Genomic DNA, 20,449 nt, shown 5'->3' on the forward strand with positions numbered 1-20,449 from the left:
ATAATTCTATGAAAACTGTCTATATTATTAAAAAGGAAGAGGGAGATTAAATTGAAAAAAAGAAAAGTAATGACAAGTATTGTTTTTGTTCTATCAACACTGGCAGGTATAGGTTCAGCTCTGGCTGCTCAAACGTTAGTTGATCCGTACTACAACTCTAGTTCAAACTTATATGCTATTGAATTTCTAAAACGAGGAGATGTTTATTCAACAATTAATGTTAATAGAAATGCAGATTCAAATAGCAGAATTTGGGCTCAGTACTGGGTAGGACATCCTTACACGAAATCACAACCGATGGGGGTAATCCACTCTTACGACAGTACTAAGATGAGTTTAGTTGGAGTACGAGAGCCAGCACCAAATGCACCATATAACAACGTGCTAAATTATAAAATAGAAAGTGATTCCTTTCATCCAAATATAAGAGATGTAATTGCTAATGGAACTGTTGACCCCAATAAAACAGGCTATATTGGATTTCAATACCAGTTAAAGACAACTTCTCAAAAATTTGATTACTCTTATTACGGAAGTAGTGCTCCTCACCACAGTCTATCAGGTTATATGATAGATTATATTATGTCGTGGACCGATGATGTTACAGTCGTTAATGGTAACAACATGTATATATATCAGTAAAAATAATATATATAACGAAGAGGAGGAGTCATTTGTGAAGTTTAAAATGTTTAAAAAGGTGACAGGTATCTCTGCTCTAGGTCTTGCTTTAGGTTCTGTTATGACATTTGGATTTTCGGTTGTCAGTGCAGATTCGAAGTACATTGAAAAAGATGGTTTTCTTATTAATTCGGAGACTCAAGCACCTGCGACAGAATATGTAACTATTGAAAAGGGATCACCTGCCGCTAAACAAAAGAAGATTACATTAGTTAACGGCATAGACAAATCCGTAGTCGCTGAAATCACCTTTGACGAATATATTGAAAGGCAAGAATATTACGAGGGATTGTTAACAGAAAAAACTATTAAAGCAAAAGAAGCTCTTATAAAGGCGGGTAAATGGGAAGAATTTAAGGAAAAACATCAAAAACGGTATAGACTAGGAAGCGAAAAGGAAAAGTAATATTATTAAGGATATTTACCTTTAATGTTAACCAATATGGCTTCCACAAGTGAAGATCTCCTTTTGAATAATGGATGGGAGCGGAAACGCTCCCGTTGTCATTTTATTATTTTATCTGAGCCTTTTGCAAAATTCACTTCTTGATTAGACGCGATAAATTCGAAGGAGTCCTTGCATGAAGAATTGTTATCAAAATAAAAGAAAATCAAGGGCTAACACTGATTTTGGGCAGACCTGCAGAATTTTATCGCTCCGTTTTTTACGCAGCTTCCTTCTCGATCTTATGTATTCTTGCCACAGCCAGTGCGGAAACCAAAAGGACGATGGCATTCAGATATACATGCGTCTTGACTTTCTCGATGCCCCATACATGCAGGGAATTGGCTGTCAAATACGATTTGAGGCGAGAGTTGCAACGCTCTACACTGGTTCGTTCGTTGTAAAGTTCTTTCCAGCGTTTGGTATCTCGATGTGGATGGCTGTATCGACGAAGATCATCCTTGATGTCGACTTTCACCACCATGCCGTAATTCGATGCAGAACAAGCCGCCATGCCGAGAGGACAGTCCACTTTTCCTGTTGCATGGGGGCAGCGGAACTTGAGTTGGTCGCCATCGGCTCCCCAATACGTCATCTCGTACCCCATGGAGCAGCAGGGAGTCCCATTTGACGTCATGCCAGCGGGAGGCTCTTTCTCATTGCGTAGATTTAGTGGGATAATCGCTTGCGCCCCGATTCTACGAGCAGCTATGTAATTCTTCAACTGATCGTATCCGGCATCCATCATGACGAAGTCCACTTTTGTTAGCCGACGAGCCGCTACCTGCTCCATCAGCACAGGACCCATATCTCCGTCATTTATATGGGCGGGAGTGACCTTAAGAGCCATGGGCAATTCGCTTTTTGTATCCACCGCAAGGTGAATCTTGTACCCAAACCACGAAAGCTTATTTCCGAACGAGTCGAATTTGGCTCCCCAATTGGCATTGCCTGTCTGCTCACTGCGAGACTTCGGTTGCTTCTTTTCATACGCTTCAATGGCTGCGCTGTCGATGGCCAGATGGTTCCCCTTGATGATTCCTTCACTTTGGCAGAAGCGAACGAGATCCAGAAATAGTTGCTCTGCCAACCCCTTCCTGGTCAGTTCGGCAAATACTCGGCTAATCGTAGCGATTGATGGAGCTGAGCGGTCTAAAGGGAAACCGCATTGATATCTGAAACGCAAATCCAACTCAAGACGACGCTGCAATGTGGTAAATGTTGAGATTCCTTCCAACGGTGCGACCAGGAGTGCCCGAAGAATCGCTTGGCGGCAGTGCCCTTCAGCACCACGGGGTGAAGTACTTCTTAGCTGTTGGGCGTAGGGACGTAAATCAAGCACGCTGAAGAAAATAGGCAATCGCTCCCGCGATTCTAACTTTTGCAGTTCCTCAAAGGAAAACAGACTTTCTTGGAGAATATACAAAGTGACTTCCCTCCTCTGGGGTTTGTGGTTTGGTCACCGAAAAACTTCTCCAGGTCGGGGTGAAGTCCTTTTTTTATGCTCAGAAAACCTTGTTGCTCAAGGGTTTAGATTTATGCAAAAGGCTCATCTAAAAAAGCTAACCAACTTCTTAATTTATAAAAAATTGAGGTGTTCACAAATGTGCGATAATTATAATAATAACAATGAGAAGAAAGAAGATGAGCATCAGAAAAACCCATTTTCTAATCTCAGGGATACCTTTGATCGTGCTGAATTTGGGGATTTACGGCCTTTGAGTAAATTGGGGATAGTCCCCACAATTGTTATTTTTGTGGCTATCGTATTTCTAATATGGTTATTCTCAAAAATAACAATTTAGAGAGTGTGGTCAAGGCCACATTTGAAAATAAGAAAACCCCGGCCAATAGGCCCTTAACTGATGCCTACATTCACATAAAACCGCCCTCGGCACATAAAAGCGCCAGGGCGGTTCTTGAAACCGAAAAACGAACTACTGCACCTGCGAGTTAAACGTCATAATCCACATCGAACCCGCTACGATAGTAAACACAATCACCGCTCCCAGCACCAGCGCCTGCACATTGTAGCGCGGCTTTTCGCCCTCGCGGATGTGCATGAAGAAGAACAGCTGGACAAAAAGCTGGGCCACAGCCATCAACATGATCGTGACCACCAGCGCCGTCCCCGTAAGGATGTGATTCATCACCAGCACCAGCGGAATGATCGTGAGGATGATCGACAGGACAAAGCCCGTCACGTAAGACTTGAACGTACCGTGGTTTTCACCGTGATTCTCATGCTGCGCCATCTTACATCACCCCCAACAGATAGACGACCGTCAGCAGGAAGATCCAGACGACGTCGAGGAAGTGCCAGTACAGGCTGAGGTTGGTCACTTTGCGGCGGGTCACCGGGGTAATCCCGCGGCGGGCCAGCTGGATCATCAGCGCGAGCATCCAGAAAAGGCCGACTGACACGTGCAGACCGTGCGTTCCCACCAGTGTATAAAAGGCGGAGAGGAATGCGCTGGTGGAAATCGTCGCGCCCTCTGCCACCAGATGAACAAACTCGTTGATTTCCAAACCGATAAATCCAAGACCGAGCAGCGCGGTCACGACCAGCCAGCCGATCAGCTGCTTGGTGTTGCCTTTGTGCATGGCCAGTGTAGCCAGGCCGCTGGTGAAGCTGGACGTGAGCAGGATAAAGGTCTCGGCGATGACGCCTGGCATCTCGAACAGCTCTTTGGCTGTCGGGCCGCCGGCGACATTGTGCATGAGGACGACATAGGTGGCGAACAGGGTGCCAAACAGGATGCAGTCCGTCACGAGGAAGATCCAGAAGCCGAGGACCTTGAGATTTTCGTGGTCCTCGTGCCCGTGATCATGGCCGTGATCATGACTGTCTCCGTGATGCGTCATGACTTGTTGCATGATATCCCCCTCCCAAAAGAAGCCTCCGTGCGTCGCACTTCATCGACCGGGATATAGTAGTCCGTATCGTATTCGAAGGACCGCGCCCACATCGTCAGGGCGACGCCGATCATTCCCACGACGGCCATCCATACCCAGCCGAAGACAAATCCGAAGCCGGCGACAAACCAGCAAGCCGACATGACAAACGGAATGCCGGAGTTTTTCGGCATGTGAATCGGTTCGAGCTGAGCTTTCTCTGCTTTCGCGGTGCCATTGGCCCTCTCTTGCTTCGTCAGCCACCAGTCGTCCGCCCCTTTTACCTCGGGGACGACGGCGAAGTTATACAGCGGCGCCGGGGACGGAATCGACCATTCCAGCGTGCGTCCATTCCACGGATCGCCTGTCGTGTCACGCTCGCCGTGCTTGATGCTGTAGAGAATCTGCCACACCTGGAAGACGAAGCCCGCGCCCATCAGGAATGCCCCGACGGTGGAGATCAGGTTGAGCGGCGCCCAGCCCATATCCCAGCCATAGGTGTACAGGCGGCGGGTCATTCCCATGAAGCCGAGCGCATACTGCGGCATGAAACAGACGTAGAAACCGATGTTCCAGAGCCAGAAGCCCCATTTGCCGAGGCGCTCATCCAGCTTGAAGCCGAACATTTTCGGCCACCAGTAGTAAATCCCGGCGAGGTAACCGAAGACCACGCCGCCGATCAGCACCTGGTGGAAGTGCGCGATCAGGAAGTAGCTGTTGTGATACTGATAGTCCGCAGGTGCTACCGCGAGCATGACCCCGGTGGCCCCGCCGACGAGGAAGCAAGGAATGAAGGCAATCGTCCATAGCATCGGCTGCTCAAACGAGACACGTCCACGGTACATCGTAAACAGCCAGTTGAACACCTTCGCCCCGGTCGGGATAGCGATCGCCATCGTCGTGATCGCAAAGAACGCATTCACGTCGGCGCCAGCCCCCATCGTGAAGAAGTGATGCACCCAGGTAAAGAAGGAGAGCACGCTGATGGAGATCATGGCGAAGACCATGGATTTGTAACCAAAAATGGTTTTCTTCGCAAACGTCGCCACGATCTCGGAGAAGATCCCGAAGGCCGGCAGCACCACGATGTACACTTCCGGGTGGCCCCACATCCAGATGAGGTTGACGTACATCATCGGGTTACCGCCGCCGTCCATCGTAAAGAAGTGGGCGCCGAGGAAGCGGTCGATGTAGAGCAGCGCCAAGGTTACGGTCAAAATCGGAAACGCGAAGATGATCGTGATGCAGCTGGACAAAACAGACCAGGTGAACAGCGGCATCTTCATCAGCTTCATGCCGGGCGCGCGCATTTTCAGGATCGTCACCAGGAAGTTAATTCCGGTGGCAAGTGAACCGATACCGGAAATCTGAATCCCCCAGATATAGAAGTTCTGCCCGACCCCGGGGCTGTGCGAGAGCTCCGACAGCGGCGGGTAGGCGAGCCAACCGGAATCCGGAGAGCCCCCGATGACAAAGGACAGGTTGAACAGCATCGCCCCGAACAGAAACATCCAGAAGCTGACGGCGTTCAAAAACGGATAGGCAACGTCGCGGGCCCCGATTTGCAGCGGCACCACGATATTAAACAGGGCAAACATCATCGGCATCGCCATGAACAGAATCATGATCGTGCCGTGAGTGGTGAAAATCGCATTGTAATGTTCGGAATGCAGGAATTCCACGTTCGGGAAAGCGAGCTGCAGACGCATCAGAAGCGCGTCCACCCCGCCGCGGAACAGCATCAGAAGCGATGCGATCAGGTACATAATCCCGATTTTTTTATGATCGACGGTGGTCAGCCACTCGCGCCACAGCCAGCCCCATTTTTTGTACTTGGTCAGGACAAAAACGATGGCTGCCATGGTCAGCACGATGGAGACGTCAGCGCCGTAAATCAATGGATCACCGGTGACAAAGAAGGTAGAGGCAAAATCCTTGATCTTCTCCCACATACGGTGTTCCTCCTCCCTATGGTTATGGATTCAATGTGTGGCTGGATGGCGCTTGTGCCGCTGGATTCGTTGGCGCATGCTCATGCTCCATGTGCATACTCGTCTCATCGGTACTGGTGACAGGATGATCGGCATGGTCCGCATGGTCCGTGTTTTTCGCGGGGGAGCGATCGCCCGCATCCGATTGCTCATTATTTTTGTAGTGATTCATCCCGTTCGGATGATGGTGGCCGTGCCCGTACTTCTTGACGATCTCCTCAAACAAGCCTTCCGGAAACGCAGAGTAGGTCAAGCGGTCGGAGAGACCCGGCTCCGCCAATTTTTCGTAATCCGCTTGGGTCATCTTGGGCGCCGTACCTTTTACCTCGCTCACCCACTTGTCAAACTCTTCCGGCGTCTTCGCGATCACTTTAAAGTTCATGTGAGCGAAGCCTTTTCCCGTGAAGTTGGCGCCGGAGCCGAAATACTCGCCCGGCTCATCCGCTTGCATCCACAACCCCATCGCCATCCCCGGCATGGAGTAGGTCTGTCCCGCGAGCTGCGGCACCCAGAAGGAGTTCATCGGGGCGTCGGACGTAATTTCAAACTGCACAGGCACACCGGCTGGAATCGGAGCATAATTAGGGGCTGCTGAACGGTTTTCAAACTTCAAAAATGTTTCCAAAAGCAGGAATTCTATAGGAAAGAAGACGGTTTAACCAGGAGACAAAAAAATCCCGCAGCCTACGCTCGAGGTTCATCACCAGGAGCTGAAGCGCGATGACGGTTTCACTTGTTTTCGCAAGGCATGCTCGAATACGGCCAAGCCCATACCTGCGCTTGCCCTCACCAAATTTGCCTTCTATGGCGTTGCGTTTTCGTGCATCTTGTCTTGCGACTCGCCGTTGTTCTGTCGCTTCTTCGCCTTGTACGGGACGGCCAAGCGCCGGACCGCTCAAACGAATGCCATGCGCTTTGCAAAATGCCCTGTTTTGCCGGGTGCGATAGATTTGATCGGCAAGTACCGCCTTCGGGTAACAACCAAAGCGTCTCTTGTATGCTTCTACAGATTCGATCAGCGTCACCCCTTCGTTGAAGCTGTCCCATGATAGACGCTCCAGAAAAGCATAACCGTTCACCATGCTGACCGATACTTTGGCGCCAAACTCTACTCGCGCTTTCGCTTTGCCGCGTACGACCGGGCGGACGTGCGGTTGGTGGATGCTCACGATTCGATCTTCGATCTGATGCGTTTTGCGTTCAAACATCATGCGTTGCTGTCGATACAGTTCCTGAATCACAAGCAAGTCGCGATATTGTTTCCGGCTCAAAAGTGTCAGCGGCTGCCGTGAGGCCATGTTGCGGATAATTTGAAGGTTACGTGCTACATACCGGAGTTGCTTGCCGATCGCTCGACGAATCACCTTGCCGTTTGCACGACGCTGTTTGGCCACGGCCAGGTACTCCTTTCGAGCTTTATCCCGATAAGTCCGTGGTTTGCGGGAACGACCAATCTGTGGAGCATGTAACGTATCGATGATCTCCTCCAGTTTCTCACGCGCCTCGTTCAGCAAGTTCAAATCGGTTGGGTACGCCACATCCGCCGGGGCACATGTGGCATCCAGCAACAAGACACCCTGGTTCGGATCTTCCTCGGATGTTGAGTGACGCTTGGTCGTACGTTTACCTTTGGATTTTGTACCTGATTTTGGTTCATCGTCACGGTCGGAATCTGGAATTGATTTAGCGGCCTCAACCGCGATGATCTCGTTGATTTCACGGAGAACCGGTTCGCCTAAACGTTTGCGAAAATGCGTCATGAGCGACGGGTGGAACGGTGGATGATCCTGATAGCCTTCCAGCCCGATGAAGTATTGCAGATACGGGTTTTCGACAATCTGCTGGACCGTTTCCCGGTCCGACAGTTGCAAACGTTCCTGAATGATGAGTGCCCCGAGAGCGACACGGATGGAAACGGCCTTTTGTCCACGAAACGATATGCGGAAGGACTTGGCATACTTTTTCTCTGCATGTGCCCACGGTACCAACCGAGCCAACTTGACCCAGCGATTTTCTTTACTCAACTTGCCGCCAAATGGCAAGAAAAAATCATCAGGGAGAAGCAGTTGATTTTCACGATGAGAGAGAAATTCGTACATTCAGATCCGCTCCATGTGCAAGGAATTTGAAGAAAAATCGTCGATTTCCTTGCACATGATTTCGATGAAAGCGAGGCAAAACCCTTGTGGTTACAGTATTTTTTATCTGTTCAGCAGCCCCTAATTAACGGTTGCGATGTTTTGTTCAGGGTAAGTGAACATCCATTTCCAGTCCAGCGATGTCACCTGAACGGTAATCGGCTTTACTTCTTGATTGGGCGGCTCCACCAGAGCGTAGGTGTCTCTGACCGTAAAGTAGCCGAGCAAGGCAATAATCACAACGGGAATCCCCCACCAAATCACTTCCAGCTTCGTGCTATGCGACCAGTTGGGCTGGTAAGGGGCTTTGTTGTCCGGTTTGTCGCGGTAGCGGTACACGACGTATGCCGTGAAGGCCAGTACAGGGACCACGACAATCGCACACAAGATAACGGAAATGATGATGAGATTGTACTGCGTCTCCGCAACGGGCCCTTTCGGATTCAGCACGATGTAGTCACTGCCGCAGCCCGATACGAGGACGCTGACGAGCATCGCCATGATCCAAAAACTCATTTGACGAAGTCTCTTCAGATTGTTCATATCTGATACCCCTTCCTCTTTCATCACAGAAAAGGAACCAACCGTCCGTCCCCATTCGTTTAACTGAGTTGAACTTTTTTCGCATTACACATCGTAACAGAGGGAAAAATTTTCTGCAGGGCATTTTTTCAGCTTTCAAGATTCCGCCTCATTTTTGCTACAAACTGTTCAAGAAGGGTTCACGAGATGATCACGATATTGTTACGGATCCCCTGCATTGGTTCCGGCCTCCAGAAATGGTTGGGATGACAGGGGGGCATCCGTTTTGCCGGCAAGCATAAAAAAGCGAATGCTGCCATCAGGCAAACATTCGCTTGGGTATTGTTCATTTTCCATTGGGTTCGGATCAAATGGGTTTGTATGCAGGTCGTTTCGTCCGCAGTCCGCGTCTACTTCCCAGTGTCACCTCCCAAGTGACGAATTGCTACTCTTTTGTCATCTCTTCGGGTTATGAGCGGCGGAGGGGTTGTCGGGCAGGCAGCGCACTGGGCGACGGCCAGGGCGCTCTTCCTGCCGCCGCCCTGATTTTACATTTGCTATCGCCCCTGCTTTTGACTATAATGGAACTTATTTTTATCGGAGGGTTTGACCGAGAAGTCCGGTCGCCAGGGCTGCAAATCTGAAGAAATAATAGAGAAAAACGTCGCAGAAATAGATAGAAAGTGAAGGGAGAGAACCAGTACGTGAAAGAACAAAGCATGAAAACAGGGCCCCTCGTCATTTTGATGATCAACATGTTTATCGCGATGCTCGGTATCGGCCTGATCATTCCCGTTCTGCCCAAGTTCATGCTTGAATTCGGAGCGAGCGGGCAGGCACTCGGGTATCTGGTGGCCGCCTTTGGCCTCACACAGTTCATTTTCTCGCCGATTGCGGGAGAGTTGTCCGACAAATACGGGCGCAAGAACATGATCGTTTCGGGACTTGCCGCCTTTACGCTGTCCCAGTTCATCTTCGCGGTTGCCGACCAGATGTGGCTCCTGTATCTTTCCCGCCTGATCGGGGGAATGGGCGCCGCCTTTATGATTCCCTCGATGATGGCTTACGTCGCGGATATTACGACCGACGAAGCACGCGGAAAAGGCATGGGCCTTTTGGGTGCGGCCATGTCACTCGGCTTCGTGATCGGACCGGGGATTGGCGGTTTTCTCGCAGAATACGGATTGCGCGTTCCTTTTTATGTGTCCGCTGCGGTTGCCTTCGTATCGACGGTCGTATCCCTGATCTTCCTGCGGGAAACCCTCTCGATGGAAGACCAGCTGGCCCACCGCAACTCGGAGAAAAAGCGCTCCAATCTGTTTGTGCAGTTCGGACAGTCTTTTAAAGCGGCGTATCTGGTGCCGTTGATTCTGGTCTTCACGCTCACCTTTGGCCTCTCCAACTTCGAGGCCATCTTCGGCCTGTTCGTCGACCAGAAGTTCGGGTATACCCCCAAAGACATCGCCATCCTGATCACCGTCGGCGCACTGATCGGCGTCATCGTGCAGTCTTTTCTGATCGGGCGCCTGCTCCAGCGCTACGGCGAAAAGCGCCTGATCAACATCAGCTTTTTCGTCTCGGCGGTCACCATGGTGCTGATGCTGCTCTCCGGAAATTTCTGGTATGTCTTGGCCGTGACGAGCATCTTCTTTGTCTTCACCTCCATCCTGCGGCCGTCCATTAACACCCTGCTCTCCAAAATGGCGGGCAAGGAACAGGGCTTCGTCGCCGGGATGAACAACGCCTACATGAGCGTGGGCAATATCGTCGGGCCGTCTCTGGCGGGGATCCTGTACGATGTGCATCTCAATCTGCCGTATCTGTTCGGCGCGTTTCTGCTGCTCTTCAGCTTGTTTTTGTCGGTGTCATGGAATCGCCGGACCGGTGGCAGAGCGGTCACACCGGCAGTGCAGGAGTAGGCTGCATCCCCGCTCTTCCAGCTCTGTAAGAAAAAAGGCGTCTCCCTGGATTGGGGAGGCGCCTTTTTGTATGCGTGGATCTCCTGCGATTGTCATTTTGCCCGGGGCAGCCTCACTTCAAAGGAAGTGCGGACATCGGGGATCGACTGTACATCTATCCGGCCGCGCTGCCTCTCCACCAACCGCTTGACGATCGCAAGACCCAAACCGCTGCCGCTGGAGCTGCGGTTTCGGGAGGCTTCCCCCGTATACAGCCGGTCAAAGATATACGGCAGGTCAGCTTCCGCGATGCCTGGCCCGGCGTCCCAGATGACAGAGGGGCCGCGCGAGCCCCTCGACTCGTAATTCAGGACCAAAGAGACGTCCCTTGCCCACGGATGATCCCGCCAAAACGCCTCGGCCCCAAGCAAATTGAGTTCTTCTCCGTCTGAAAACAGAAAGATCAGGTCGTTTTTTGGCTTCGGCCCTGCCTGCGGCATACGCAAGGTCTCCAGCATGGCGGCGACAGCGACCCCATCGTCATTGGCCCCATAGCTCCCGGGTTCGGAGTCGTAATGCGCCGAGACCAGGATCGCCGAGGTGTGAGAGGTTCCCGCTACGCGGACGAGGATATTCCGGACGGTCGCGGCCGTCACGAGATTCCGGTTCCCATCTGTCTTGGACACTTCGGCCGTCTGCACCTGAGGCTCCAGCCCGAGCCGGTTTATCTCGGCGATGAGATAATCCCCCCCCCCGCTGATGACCTGCCGAGCCGGTCGGGTGCGGCTCCTTGGCAATCTCCTGTAAGTAGCGGAATGCCCGCTCTGCTGAAAATACGTCTGGACTTGCGTCAGCGGCTACCGGACGGGGAGGCTCCAACTCCCGGATGGAAAACCAGATCACTCCGATCAACAACAGCCAAAGACTCATCTTTTTTACGCGATTGGCTCGCATATGCTCCTCCTCTATCCACATCTGTCACGTGATGATTTGCATGATTGGATAGAATGGTAGCAGACGAACCTTACGCCAGTATTTACATGAATCTTAACGAATTCTTAACTCTCCCTGGTTGCATGAGGGAATAGGGACGGGATTTCCGGGAATGTGTTAGAATCGATCTCCAAAGGGCTTTACGTTATCTTTCTGAAACGTCTGTAAGGGGGAAGGGATCGCCTGTGTGGATTCTGCTGCTGCCGGTCCTTTTGCTGGCATTGGTCATACTCATCGGAATCATCGCTCTCGGCAGGTGGCTCCAGACCCGCTCCCGGCATGCACTCTACACCTGGGTGGTCTGTGCCGTAGTGGTGGCGCTTATGCTGATGATTGGATACATGTACTAATGCCGTGACATGCCTCAACGCGCAAAAAAATGAACATCCACAGCACAAGGGGCTGTCCAGAAAGTCAGCATAAACTGACTTCTGGGCGCCCCGTTTTTGTTGAATGTAAAAAATAAGCACAAAAAAACCGTCTTTTCTTGTAAAATGGAAGTTACCACACTACCAATTCAAGAAAGGACGATTTTCTTGCGTAATCGGACGACTACTAATCATGATTATACCATGCAACTGGCTCTTCCTCTACAGGATGTGGAAGAAAAAATGATGCCCACGCGACATCTTGCCCCTACCTTCAAACCGTACGACAACAAGCAGGCTCAGATGATTCTGGATTTGGAGATGTATGTTCCCACCCATCATGTGGCTCGTGTCATTGATGAAATGATCGAAGCCATTCCGGATCAGCAGTTGTTTGCTCATTACACGGGCGGAGGCCGCAGTTCCTACCATCCCAAAATGATGCTTAAGGTGATCCTTTACGGCTACTCACAAAAGGTTTATTCCTGCCGCGGTATTGAAAAGCTGTTGCGTGAGAACCTCCCGGCCATGTGGCTGGCGGCGATGCAGCAGCCTGACTTCCGTACCTTGAACGATTTTCGCGGCGTGCGCATGAAAGCGTTCATGGACGAACTGTTTGAAACGATGATCCGCAAGCTCATCGCGGACAACTACATTTCGATGGAGCAGTACTTTTTGGATGGCACAAAGATTGAAGCCGATGCGAACAAGTACTCTTTTGTGTGGAAAAAATCCACGCTTCGCTTCGAGGAAAAGCTCAAGGAAAAGGTGCAGGCCACCCTTGCGCATATTCATACGCTCACGCAGCAAGAAGCTGGCGAATATGCAGCGGCAGACCCGGAAGAGCTCCCTGCCAAGCTCGAAGAAGCAGCGGCCGTGCTGGAGGAAAGAGTCGAAGGCTTAACCGAACAGCTCACGCAGACCAGCGGCAGCGAAGAGCGGAAAGCCTTGCGCAAAGCGCGCAGTGCCTTGAAGAGGCCGCTGAAACAGATTCGGAAGGATTTCCTTCCTCGCTTCGCCAAGTATGAGCAGCAGAAAGCCTGCTTTGGCGATCGCAACAGCTACTCGAAAACCGATCCGGACGCCACGTTTATGCGCATGAAGGAAGATCACATGAAAAATGGCCAACTGAAGCCAGGCTACAATGTGCAAATGGCCACGGAAAACCAGTTTGTTTTGTTCTACAGCATCCATCAGCGTCCTACGGATACACGATGCTTTATTCCGCATATGGAGCGATTGGCGGCGTCTTCGTTGCCGATGCCCAAAACCGTGATTGCCGACGCTGGCTATGGCAGCGAGGAAAACTACTTGTATGCGATGGGCGAAGAAAAACAGCCGCGATTTGAGTTTCTCATACCCTACGGCAACTATTTGAAGGAGAAAACCCGACGATACCAGAAGGACATCCGGCACGCTTCCAACTGGACGTATGAAGAGCAGGATGATCGCTTTGTTTGCCCGAATGGTCGATACGTTCGCTTTAAGAAATACCAGACGAAAAAAAACGCTTCTGGCCTGGAGCAAAGCTTCAAGATCTATGAATGTGAGGATTGTAGCGATTGCCCGCTCAAGCTCTCGTGCACCAAAGCAAAAGGGAATCGCCAGGTACACTGGAACACGATATGGGAAGAGTTAAAGGCAAAGGCCAAAAGAGCCCTTGAGGATGACGAGAAGTCCGCGATCTATGCTCGGCGTAAAGTGGAGGTAGAAAGCGTGTTCGGTCACCTCAAGGGCAACCGGTCGTTCCGACGGTTCTCCTTACGGGGGCTGGACAAGGTTCACGTCGAGTTTGGGATTGTGGCATTGGCCCACAATCTATTGAAAGTGGCAGGCATCCGCCTCGCTACTTTCCTGCAAAAGCAGCCGCACAAAAAAGTTGGACGGAAAACATTACGTTTTTCCGCCCAACTTTTTATTTTGGGGACTTATTGGACAGCCCCTCTTCTTTCCTGCCAAACCGTACCGTTCACTTCTACAAAAACCGCCGATGCACTTTTTTCCCGTCATACGTAAACTGCACCGGCCTCTCATCGATCACCGACTCCAGATGCACATTTTTGCCCCACATCTGGTAGATGTACGGGATCGTTTTCTCCACGTACTTGACGTCCAGCTCCAGCCCTTCGTAGTGATGCTTCAGGTAGAGCTCGCCAGCCCGCAGATAGTCGCCGTCATGCACCATGATGTACGGAAAACCGCCGTTCACCCGCGAGACGGCCAGACCGTCGCGCACATCCTCCCAGGCTTTGTCCGTCACCACCCACTCATTGCCCTGCTTCCCAAACATGTACAGGTCCAGCTTGTTCACCAACTCTTTGGTCAGGTAGTTGCGGATGAAGCTGATGTCCGATTCCAGCTCCCGCACTTCAAACAGCTTCTCCCGCCCCTGACCCGGCTTGCGCCCAAAGCGCTCCTGCTCTTCCTGCGTCGGGTGGTCCCAGCGCCGCTCGATATCCTCGAAAATCTTCAGCCCGAGATGGTAGGGATTGATGCTGGTCGGCGACGGCTGGATGACGGACGAGTGGAGCTTGGCGAACTCGATGGTCTCCGCTTCCGTCAGATCCATCTCCCGGAGGATGCGCATATGCCAGTAGGTGGCCCAGCCTTCGTTCATGATCTTGGTCTCCAGCTGCGGCCAGAAGTACAGCATCTCATCCCGGATAATCGTCAGCACATCCCGCTGCCAATCCTCCAGCACCTGGCTGTACTCCATGATGAACAGCAGCAGGTCTTTTTCCGGCTGCGGCGGGAATTTGCGAACGGGCTTCTCCGGCTCCTGCTTTTGGCCTTTCTCATCCAGCTTCCAGAGATCGTCATAGGGGCTGCTTGGCTGCGACTTGGCCGGCGGACGGGCACCCGCCGCGCTGGCATCCTCGACTTCGCGCTTCCACCTCAGCTTGGGGCGCAAGAGGCTCGGGTCGATATGCTCCTGCACAGCCAAGCAGGCATCCAAGAGCGACTCCACCGCTTCCTTGCCGTATTTGATCTCGTATTGGCGGATGCGCTCGGAGCTGGCTGCCATGCTCTCCACCATGTCGCGATTGGTATTGGCGAAGCGGGCGTTGTTTTTGAAAAAATCGCAGTGGGCCAGGACGTGGGCGACGATCAGCTTGTTCTGGATCAGGCTGTTGCCGTCGAGGAGAAAAGCGTAGCAAGGGTTGGAGTTGATCACCAGCTCGTATATTTTGCTCAGGTTGAGGTCGTATTGCAATTTCATGCGATAGAAGGACTTGCCAAAGCTCCAGTGCGAAAAGCGGGTCGGCATGCCATAAGCGCCGAAGGTGTAGATGATGTCGGCGGGGCAGATTTCATAGCGCATCGGGTAAAAGTCCAGGCCGAAGCCTTTGGCGATTTCGGTGATCTCGTCGATGGCGCGCTCCAGCTCTTTGCGCTCTTCGTTTGTCATGTCGGTGTCCCCCCATGTCTTTCCGTTTCTTATACCTTATGTATATGGAGGGAGCTTGGGATTAGATGAAGAATGGCAGATTTTTTCGTCCTGTTTTTCTTTACTAAGAGCTGTGTCTAAAGTCGAACAAAACGATCTACGCTGATGAACAGATAACTGACTAACACCATCAGGAGAAAAAAGGCACCTCTCTTAGTAGCTTAATAGGGAGGTGCCTTTTTCTTGCGACCCTTCATTATTTGCCAATATTACATTTATTGATCTTTTTTCATTAATTGATAAAAAATAAACACAATCCCAACGTAAACTGGCAACCAAACCGGATTAAAAAAACCTGGAACTTTGTAGTCGGTTATACCTATTTTCGAAGGACCAAAATCCAATTGCTGAATCAGGTCAGAGAGCATAAATATCAACACCCAAACGACCATGATTGCAGACAATATTATTGAAATGGCAATATTCCTAATAATTCTCACCTCGTTAATAATCGTTTCTTAACTGATCTAGTATATAAAAATCAACATTCTTGTAGAACCCTGCATTTGTACTTAGCCCTTGTGTTAGGTCAACAGTCAAGAATGTTCCTGCCGACTTTAAATAAGCTGCATAGTTAACACTAAACTTACCAGGCAACCAATCATAGTAATTGTCTTCATTAACAACAAAAGTATACGATCCTTTATTTCCTCTCGTTAACTCAGCATCCAGGGTTGCGTGAAAACCATCCCTTGGCCAATCAAAAGAGATACTCACTGAGGGTGTCCCGGTTCCGTCAATCGAAAACGATACGTTGGTACCTTTGTCAGCGTCCAAGTTGAGTGCATCTGTAACCGGAGCCGCCTTAAGCATTTCATCAACAGTACTCGTTAAATATACTCCTGCATCATAACGGTCTAGTTTATTTCCAACCGATCCCCCTGATCGGGAACCATCATAGATCGTGAAATCACCCTCAATACTAAAGTAATCATATTCAGAACTGTTATCACTGTGCTTGTAAACAAACCGGTACCCATCAATCTTTCCTGCTGTTGGAGCTCCCGAAGTCCAATTCCCAAAGTAAAATGTTCTATTGACTCTAATATCATCCCAAATAATATCCCCTGATGTCGTTAAGGACTTATTAAAACTCCTAAGTTCATCCTTAGCTTGGAGTAACTCTAATCTGTCCTCTATGTAATCTGTTTTCAACATTTCATCAATTTCCATATCTACCTGTTGCAACAATAACTCTCTAGGGCCAAAATTTTCATTTTTTAAATTCTTTGCAAAATCTTTTGCTTCCTTCTTTGAGTCGAAGGTTAAGTAGGAGATGCCATAGGAAAGCTTTATCTCTCCCCCAATATTTGCCATTGATAAATATGTGGAGATAGTCGATCATCTCTTTCTCCATGTTTTTCATTAATCGCCATAAATGAATCTAGGTCAATCCGAAATTTCCCATCGCCTCTTTTATATAGTTTGCTAATCATTTTATCTTTTTCTTTTAAAGATAAGCCTTTAAGAACTACATGGCTACCTTTATTTTCTAAATAGTTAAGTATATCCTTAATATCATTATTTTTCAATTTATCTACGTTAATGACCACTGCATCACCTTTTATTGTTTCTGCTTTATCTGAAAGAAGAGAGGATATTTGACTATTAGCAAAAACACTCGTATTAGGTGTAGTTACACCAAAAAATAGAACTGAAAGTACTGAGAGAGCAAATAAAGTTTTTTTCATAAGAAACACCCCTTTAATTCAATAGATTCATATAATTAAATTAACACATTAATATAATATTGTAATTATATTGTAACTGATGAAGTGGAAAGTACCTCCCAACAAAGTAGGCACTTGAATATGATTCAACTATTAATAGCACCGATGCACTTTCATCCCGTTATACGTAATAGCACGTTTCAAGCCACAAAAGAAAAGCGGTGCCGATCTCTCGGGCACCGTCTATTTCTTCACAGATATTCGTATCCCCAAATCTTTTCCATGCCTTATTTCTGGAACATGTCCCGCACACCGTAATAAATGAGTGCACCGGAGAAAACAAGCATCGTGATCAGCCCGATTCCGTCCACGATAGGATTCAGACCGGAGAGGAAGGAGCCGTCCAGCGGGGTTTTCAACAAGGCATAACCGCCGACCAGACCGCCAACAAGCGAGAACCATTTGTTCATCTGCGTCACCTCCCGTTCATCCAGCTTTAACGATTGCTGGATTTACTACACCCTATGCAAGCGGTGTCCAAGCGGTGTAGACGTACATACAGGGCACGTTCATCATTTTGCAATTGGGCAGAGCGGCTGCCCATGAGGTACAATAGATTCGGGCAACTTACGGAAAAAAGGAGCGATCGATTATGCGTACCTTTCTGCTGCTGGGCGCAATCAACGGATTTCTGTCCGTCGCGCTGGGCGCTTTTGCCGCTCACGGCTTGAAACAGAAGCTGGATGAATATCTGCTTGGCGTTTTTCAGACGGGTGTCACCTACCAAGCGACGCATGCCTTGGCCTTGATTGCCGTGGCTGTGCTGCTCAAGTTTTTCCCGGGATCCTCGGCCCTCTCCTGGGCGGGCTGGTGCTTTTTCGTCGGAATCATTCTGTTTTCCGGCAGTCTCTACGCGCTCAGCTTAACCAACATTCGGGTGCTGGGAGCGATCACCCCGTTTGGGGGCGTGCTGTTCCTCGTCGGCTGGGCACTGCTCGCCGTGCAAGCCTGGAAATCCGCTACTTGACAGATTCGCTCAACCCTTGAGTCGGCATGTGGACGTGCTTCTTCTTCATAAATAGAAGAAGCCGTGCCTTTGGCTCTCAGAATATTTCGAACTCGGCATCTGCCGTTCAGCTATTCTTACATGAAGCAGACTTGAAGGAGGTTCAATCCCCATGCCGAAGTCTGAAGCCCTTTCCCTGCCGGACTGGGCATTTGCGTATCTACAGCGATTGGGGCTGGATCGCCAGACCGCCAGTTTCTCCTTTCTCTCCCAGCTGTGCCGTGCCCACTTGCAAGCCTTCCCCTTTGAAAATGTCAGCAAGCTGCTGGCCGCGGAAATCGCCGTAACCCCCGCCTCTTTATCTCCTGATCAATTTTTGCGAGCGACTGCTCTCAATCACTACGGGGGTACCTGCTATACCCTGCATACCCATTTTCACCGCTTCCTGCAGGCCCTCGGGTTTGACGCACAGCTCGTGCTGGTCGGGACTTCACACGTCGCCATCATCGTCAGGCTGCCCGAATGGGAGGGTGAGCCCGTCTATGTGGATGTCGGCTCCGCCGCGCCGATTTTTGCTCCCGTCCGCTTTCAGCGAGATCCGGAAAATTGTTCCCGCTTCGGTCCCGATCTCATCCGCATCGCCGCCGATCCGCACCAGCCGGGTCGATTCCGCTATCTCCGCTACCGGCAGGAGGAATTGGTCAGCGACACCTGGCATTTCCACCCCGATGAGCGGCGGGCAGCTGCCGATTTCCGCGATCAAGTCATGCGCTCCTTTGCGCCGGATGCTACTTTTCTTACGTGCTTGCGGATTCATCTGTACCAGCTCGACCGCCAGCGCTGCGTCTCTCTCAAAGATAACGTCCTGCGCATCATCCACGCCGACGGCTCGGAGTCGCAGACCCGTCTTCGTACGGCAGAGGAGATCGAGGAAGCGGTCCATCGGGAATTCGGCCTTTCTTCCCTCCCCGTGGCCCGTGCCATCGAAGTTCTCCAACGCCGGGGAATCGATCTCTTCCGCGAACCCGCCTAGCGCTTAGAAGAAGCAAGCACGGCGAGCGGGCGATTGCCATATCCTGTTGGTGAGTTTCCCTGAAGGAGCGAACCCGATGGCAAAACACCTTTTTTCACAAACGCCCTATTTTTACGGCATGACGGATATGTATATGCAGATGGGCTATTTTCCTTATCCCGGTCAGTCGCTCGACGAACAGGCGGACATGACGATCGGTATCCCGCTGGCAGCCGCCATGGCGATGCAGTGCAAATACTATCTGGGGCAGACCGAGCCGATTCTCGCCGGAAATGGCACCAGCAGCTGGGCCGCGCTGGTCAATCCGCCGCGGTCGGGTATTCATCTGTTCATCAACGAATATGTGATCTCGAACCAGTCCGCAGAGCATACGGCCCGAGTCCAGCTCTGGTTCGGCAAATCGTCCGCACTGGGGACACCTGCTGTGTCGCCGTCTGTGACTTCCGGGTTCGTTCAGCCCTCGCCTTGTCCGCTGGCACAGGGGCAACTCGTCTCAGATACGGGCTCGTTGCCGGAGGATGGGGTGGTCGCCGCCACCCGCCTCATCCCGCCCCGCACATCGGTTGCCGCAGAGAAGACCGGCCATTGGATTCTCGCGCCGGGAACGGCTCTATTGTTTTTCGTTCCGGCGGAGGAGGAAGCCGCGGAGCTGATCGTCTCCGTCGGCTGGTGGGAGCAGCCGATCTATCGTTGAGTCCGGCACGATCGTCTCTGCTGCGGCAGTCCGTATCGCTGCGGCAATCCGTATCGCTTCGGCAGTCTGCATTGCCGCCACAGTCAGAATCGCTGCGACAGTCCGCATAGCCACAACGGTCTAAAAAAACCGCTGCGTCCAAGCGGTTTTTTTACGTTCGGCCTCCCCTCCCTTTAGCCGCCACATACAGCGTGATCGCCATAAGCAGCAAATCCAGCTCATATCCTTTTTTCCCCGCCTCCCCGATCAGCCCGTTTTGCCACTTCACCGTCAGGATCGCTCCGGCCATGATCACTGCCAGCGCCCCTGCCGCATAGCGCGTCGCGACGCCGAGGATCAGCGCCATGCCTCCGGCGAGCTCGATGGCGATGACCGGATAAGCCAGCCATTCCGGCAGTCCCACACTGCCGAACCACTCGGTCACGCTGCCCATCCCCTGTTTCCATTTGGCGAGGCCATGCGCCCAAAAGACAAGGCCGGTGACGATCCGCAGCAGGGTATAGGCGGCCTGCTCCAGCTGACCCCGCCATGTGAGCACGCCTGCTGCGCCCGCCTCGCCGCTCCCCTTGTGTCGGCTCATCTCTTCTTCTCCTTTTCCGTCTTTTGCCCTTCCCCTACCTACTCTATGCGCCTTGTCCCGCAAACAGAAAAACCCGGACGATTCGTC

The 20,449-nt window shown here is 51.2% G+C and carries 21 protein-coding genes and 1 pseudogene; 9 read left to right on the top strand and 13 right to left on the bottom strand.

Going from position 1 to position 20,449, the window contains the following annotated elements:
* The first annotated feature begins 51 nt into the window (after positions 1 to 51).
* Both JD108_RS17450 and JD108_RS17455 read left to right on the top strand, forming a co-directional pair.
* On the top strand, positions 52 to 642 hold the full coding sequence (locus JD108_RS17450; RefSeq protein WP_198827261.1) for a hypothetical protein: 591 nt from the start codon (positions 52 to 54) through the stop codon (positions 640 to 642).
* 34 nt (positions 643 to 676) lie between these two features.
* Positions 677 to 1,087 (top strand): hypothetical protein, encoded by a 411-nt coding sequence (locus tag JD108_RS17455; RefSeq protein ID WP_198827262.1) that lies wholly within the window; start codon positions 677 to 679, stop codon positions 1,085 to 1,087.
* Between the two features lie 259 nt (positions 1,088 to 1,346).
* Here the strand turns inward: JD108_RS17455 and JD108_RS17460 are convergent, their stop codons facing one another.
* On the bottom strand, positions 1,347 to 2,552 hold the full coding sequence (locus JD108_RS17460; protein WP_007781419.1) for a transposase: 1,206 nt from the start codon (positions 2,550 to 2,552) through the stop codon (positions 1,347 to 1,349).
* 1 nt (position 2,553) lies between these two features.
* Here JD108_RS17460 and JD108_RS17465 point away from each other — a divergent pair, with 1 nt between their 5' ends.
* Positions 2,554 to 2,931 (top strand): hypothetical protein, encoded by a 378-nt coding sequence (locus JD108_RS17465; protein WP_198827263.1) that lies wholly within the window; start codon positions 2,554 to 2,556, stop codon positions 2,929 to 2,931.
* A gap of 132 nt (positions 2,932 to 3,063) precedes the next feature.
* Here JD108_RS17465 and cyoD read toward each other — a convergent pair whose 3' ends face one another.
* The 6 genes and pseudogenes from cyoD to JD108_RS17495 all read right to left on the bottom strand — a co-directional run.
* Positions 3,064 to 3,381 (bottom strand): cytochrome o ubiquinol oxidase subunit IV, encoded by a 318-nt coding sequence (gene cyoD / locus JD108_RS17470; protein ID WP_198827264.1) that lies wholly within the window; start codon positions 3,379 to 3,381, stop codon positions 3,064 to 3,066.
* 1 nt (position 3,382) lies between these two features.
* Positions 3,383 to 4,003, bottom strand: coding sequence for a cytochrome o ubiquinol oxidase subunit III (gene cyoC / locus JD108_RS17475; protein ID WP_198827265.1), 621 nt, complete (start codon positions 4,001 to 4,003; stop codon positions 3,383 to 3,385).
* On the bottom strand, positions 3,988 to 5,973 hold the full coding sequence (locus JD108_RS17480) for a cbb3-type cytochrome c oxidase subunit I (RefSeq protein ID WP_198827266.1): 1,986 nt from the start codon (positions 5,971 to 5,973) through the stop codon (positions 3,988 to 3,990). The genes cyoC and JD108_RS17480 overlap by 16 nt, the downstream gene beginning before the upstream one ends.
* Before the next feature lie 22 nt (positions 5,974 to 5,995).
* The gene (locus JD108_RS17485; RefSeq protein ID WP_407649358.1) at positions 5,996 to 6,625 is read right to left on the bottom strand and encodes a COX aromatic rich motif-containing protein; all 630 of its coding nucleotides are present in this window, start codon (positions 6,623 to 6,625) and stop codon (positions 5,996 to 5,998) included.
* A complete protein-coding gene (locus JD108_RS17490) occupies positions 6,615 to 8,111 on the bottom strand; it encodes an IS5 family transposase (protein ID WP_198826818.1) in 1,497 nt (498 codons plus the stop codon). Before JD108_RS17490 ends, JD108_RS17485 begins: the two co-directional genes overlap by 11 nt.
* Positions 8,112 to 8,234: 123 nt before the next feature.
* Positions 8,235 to 8,693, bottom strand: a pseudogene (locus JD108_RS17495) (cytochrome c oxidase subunit II); the annotation flags it as partial.
* A gap of 683 nt (positions 8,694 to 9,376) precedes the next feature.
* On the opposite strand from JD108_RS17495, the gene JD108_RS17500 reads away from it, so the two are divergent.
* Entirely contained in the window at positions 9,377 to 10,591 is a 1,215-nt protein-coding gene (locus JD108_RS17500) for an MFS transporter (protein WP_407649359.1), read from the top strand.
* 92 nt (positions 10,592 to 10,683) lie between these two features.
* On the opposite strand, the gene JD108_RS22190 is transcribed toward JD108_RS17500, so the two are convergent.
* Positions 10,684 to 11,367, bottom strand: coding sequence for a M28 family peptidase (locus JD108_RS22190; protein WP_212138830.1), 684 nt, complete (start codon positions 11,365 to 11,367; stop codon positions 10,684 to 10,686).
* 381 nt (positions 11,368 to 11,748) lie between these two features.
* On the opposite strand from JD108_RS22190, the gene JD108_RS17510 reads away from it, so the two are divergent.
* Together JD108_RS17510 and JD108_RS17515 are read left to right on the top strand one after the other, a co-directional pair.
* On the top strand, positions 11,749 to 11,913 hold the full coding sequence (locus tag JD108_RS17510; RefSeq protein ID WP_198827268.1) for a hypothetical protein: 165 nt from the start codon (positions 11,749 to 11,751) through the stop codon (positions 11,911 to 11,913).
* A gap of 261 nt (positions 11,914 to 12,174) precedes the next feature.
* The gene (locus JD108_RS17515; protein WP_228728188.1) at positions 12,175 to 13,947 is read left to right on the top strand and encodes an IS1182 family transposase; all 1,773 of its coding nucleotides are present in this window, start codon (positions 12,175 to 12,177) and stop codon (positions 13,945 to 13,947) included.
* Here JD108_RS17515 and JD108_RS17520 read toward each other — a convergent pair.
* From JD108_RS17520 to JD108_RS17535, 4 genes are all read right to left on the bottom strand, one after another.
* Positions 13,907 to 15,340 carry a SpoVR family protein gene (locus tag JD108_RS17520; protein WP_198827269.1) on the bottom strand — a complete coding sequence of 478 codons (1,434 nt, stop codon included), beginning with the start codon at positions 15,338 to 15,340 and terminating at the stop codon, positions 13,907 to 13,909. The genes JD108_RS17515 and JD108_RS17520 overlap by 41 nt on opposite strands.
* Positions 15,341 to 15,823: 483 nt before the next feature.
* Positions 15,824 to 16,696, bottom strand: coding sequence for a hypothetical protein (locus JD108_RS17525; protein ID WP_198827270.1), 873 nt, complete (start codon positions 16,694 to 16,696; stop codon positions 15,824 to 15,826).
* A complete protein-coding gene (locus JD108_RS17530; RefSeq protein ID WP_198827271.1) occupies positions 16,672 to 17,070 on the bottom strand; it encodes a hypothetical protein in 399 nt (132 codons plus the stop codon). The genes JD108_RS17525 and JD108_RS17530 overlap by 25 nt, the downstream gene beginning before the upstream one ends.
* A gap of 266 nt (positions 17,071 to 17,336) precedes the next feature.
* Entirely contained in the window at positions 17,337 to 17,519 is a 183-nt protein-coding gene (locus JD108_RS17535; RefSeq protein WP_198827272.1) for a hypothetical protein, read from the bottom strand.
* A 182-nt stretch (positions 17,520 to 17,701) separates the two neighbouring features.
* On the opposite strand from JD108_RS17535, the gene JD108_RS17540 reads away from it, so the two are divergent.
* From JD108_RS17540 to JD108_RS17550, 3 genes are all read left to right on the top strand, one after another.
* The gene (locus JD108_RS17540) at positions 17,702 to 18,076 is read left to right on the top strand and encodes a DUF423 domain-containing protein (RefSeq protein WP_198827273.1); all 375 of its coding nucleotides are present in this window, start codon (positions 17,702 to 17,704) and stop codon (positions 18,074 to 18,076) included.
* Positions 18,077 to 18,227: 151 nt separating this feature from the next.
* Complete coding sequence (locus tag JD108_RS17545) at positions 18,228 to 19,088, top strand: arylamine N-acetyltransferase (protein ID WP_198827274.1); 861 nt, start codon at positions 18,228 to 18,230, stop codon at positions 19,086 to 19,088.
* A 76-nt stretch (positions 19,089 to 19,164) separates the two neighbouring features.
* Positions 19,165 to 19,782, top strand: coding sequence for a DUF6143 family protein (locus JD108_RS17550; protein ID WP_198827275.1), 618 nt, complete (start codon positions 19,165 to 19,167; stop codon positions 19,780 to 19,782).
* Positions 19,783 to 19,933: 151 nt separating this feature from the next.
* Here the strand turns inward: JD108_RS17550 and JD108_RS17555 are convergent, their stop codons facing one another.
* On the bottom strand, positions 19,934 to 20,362 hold the full coding sequence (locus JD108_RS17555) for a DoxX family protein (RefSeq protein ID WP_198827276.1): 429 nt from the start codon (positions 20,360 to 20,362) through the stop codon (positions 19,934 to 19,936).
* Positions 20,363 to 20,449 lie beyond the last annotated feature (87 nt).

This window comes from Brevibacillus composti (genome assembly GCF_016406105.1).
Classification (GTDB): Bacteria; Bacillota; Bacilli; order Brevibacillales; family Brevibacillaceae; genus Brevibacillus; species Brevibacillus composti.

Bases quoted from the DNA above. Each gene is read 5' to 3' on its own strand.
- JD108_RS17550 (WP_198827275.1), top strand. From the start codon at position 19,165: ATGGCAAAACACCTTTTTTCACAAACGCCCTATTTTTACGGCATGACG.
- cyoC (WP_198827265.1), bottom strand. From the start codon at position 4,003: ATGCAACAAGTCATGACGCATCACGGAGACAGTCATGATCACGGCCAT.
- JD108_RS17490 (WP_198826818.1), bottom strand. From the start codon at position 8,111: ATGTACGAATTTCTCTCTCATCGTGAAAATCAACTGCTTCTCCCTGAT.
- JD108_RS17530 (WP_198827271.1), bottom strand. From the start codon at position 17,070: ATGAAAAAAACTTTATTTGCTCTCTCAGTACTTTCAGTTCTATTTTTT.
- JD108_RS17535 (WP_198827272.1), bottom strand. From the start codon at position 17,519: ATGAACAAATGGTTCTCGCTTGTTGGCGGTCTGGTCGGCGGTTATGCC.
- JD108_RS17555 (WP_198827276.1), bottom strand. From the start codon at position 20,362: ATGAGCCGACACAAGGGGAGCGGCGAGGCGGGCGCAGCAGGCGTGCTC.
- JD108_RS17540 (WP_198827273.1), top strand. From the start codon at position 17,702: ATGCGTACCTTTCTGCTGCTGGGCGCAATCAACGGATTTCTGTCCGTC.
- JD108_RS17480 (WP_198827266.1), bottom strand. From the start codon at position 5,973: ATGTGGGAGAAGATCAAGGATTTTGCCTCTACCTTCTTTGTCACCGGT.
- JD108_RS17520 (WP_198827269.1), bottom strand. From the start codon at position 15,340: ATGACAAACGAAGAGCGCAAAGAGCTGGAGCGCGCCATCGACGAGATC.
- JD108_RS17515 (WP_228728188.1), top strand. From the start codon at position 12,175: ATGATGCCCACGCGACATCTTGCCCCTACCTTCAAACCGTACGACAAC.
- cyoD (WP_198827264.1), bottom strand. From the start codon at position 3,381: ATGGCGCAGCATGAGAATCACGGTGAAAACCACGGTACGTTCAAGTCT.
- JD108_RS17525 (WP_198827270.1), bottom strand. From the start codon at position 16,696: ATGGCAAATATTGGGGGAGAGATAAAGCTTTCCTATGGCATCTCCTAC.
- JD108_RS17545 (WP_198827274.1), top strand. From the start codon at position 18,228: ATGCCGAAGTCTGAAGCCCTTTCCCTGCCGGACTGGGCATTTGCGTAT.